Raw genomic sequence first — 1,368 nt, 5'->3', positions numbered from 1 at the left:
GGATGAGCGCGAACGACGCGAGCGCCGTGGCGCTGACCAGAACCAGCAGCGGCAACGCGCGCCCGGCCGTGGTGGCCGCCCGGGCGGCACTGAACACGGCCAGCGGGCGACGCGAGCGCAGCGCCTGGCGGAGCGCGAACCGCACCCCGAGGGGCAGCAGCCGGAGCAGGACCAGCGCGCCGACGAGCCCGCCCAGAGCGAGGGCGCTGACCGGCAGGACCAGGTCGCCGGTCAGCTCACCGGTGTCGCCGTCGGCGGCGTCGGGCAGGAGCCCACGCTGGTGCAGTGTGACGAACCCGGCGACCGCGGCGATCAGGACAGCCGCCTCCACGGCGGCGCGGCGCAGCTGACCGGTGACCCGGATCCAGCGCCGAGCGGCCGGGTTGGCGGGCTGGCGTCGGTCGCGGCTGGCGCGGGCGGCGGCGAGGGTGCCGAACGCCGGCCCGGCGACCGCGCCGGCCAGGACCACGGGAACGGCCCAGGTCCAGGAGACGCCCGGAGTGACCGCGCGGGCGAGCGCGAGCCCGACGGCGGCGGCCGACACCGACACCACTGTGGACTCGATGGTCAGCTCCGCGGCCAGGTCGGGTAACGCCGCCCCGCGCTGCCGGGCGGCGCCCAACGCCGGGGTGCGGCGGTGGACCAGTAGCGCGGCGGCGAGCAGCAGGACCAGCACCGTGACGGTCAGGATCCCGGTGAGCAGGACGGCGGCCTGCGCGGAAGCGGCGTTGCCGCGCGTACGGGCGTCGCGCAGTGTGGTGTCGAGCTGCGATTCCCAGCGCAGGGACCCGTCGCGGGCGCCTGATGAGCCGGAGGCCGCCTTGAGCGCGACCACCTGGTTGGCGAGCGTCGCCGTGGTGTCCCAGGTGAGCGCGCCGGGTTCGGGGGCGAAGTGGACGGTGCGCCGCAGTTGGTCCTCGTCGACGGCGAGCCGGGCGTCCGGTAGCGACTCGCGTGACAGCAGGCCGGCGAACCGGGTGATCCCCACACCGTCAGCGCCGGGCAGGGGGCCCAGGAGCGCCGGGGCGAGTCGCCAGGTGCTGTCGGTGCTGTCCACGGGTCGGTAGATCCCGCTGATCCGCACGTCCCTGTCGCGTCCCTGGCCGTCCTTGACCGGGAGCCGATCGCCGGGGCCGAGGTTGAGTGCGGCGGCGGCCGTCTCGGCGAGGCCGACCTGCACCGGCCAGGGCGGCCCGTCGTAGGGGGCTTCGACGGGCTCGTCGGGGAAGGGCGAACCGGGCGCACTACCGGCGATCCAGGTCACCGCCGGGCCGTCGCGGTCGTCGGCCAGGTAGGTGAACTGGAAGGTACGCGGCACGCTGCCCTCGGTGATGCTGAGGATCGGGCCGCTGACGACGGCGACGGCCC

General features: G+C 76.0%; 1 pseudogene. It reads right to left on the bottom strand.

Annotation, left to right across the window (positions count from 1 at the left end):
* Nucleotides 1-1,368, bottom strand: a pseudogene (locus KBX53_RS32975) (ABC transporter permease); the annotation flags it as partial.

It is taken from the genome of Micromonospora sp. M51 (genome assembly GCF_018070305.1).
In the GTDB taxonomy this organism is placed as follows: Bacteria; Actinomycetota; Actinomycetes; order Mycobacteriales; family Micromonosporaceae; genus Micromonospora; species Micromonospora parva.
Note: the sequence above shows the minus strand (reverse complement) of the source record. Positions and strands in the feature narration are given on the sequence as shown.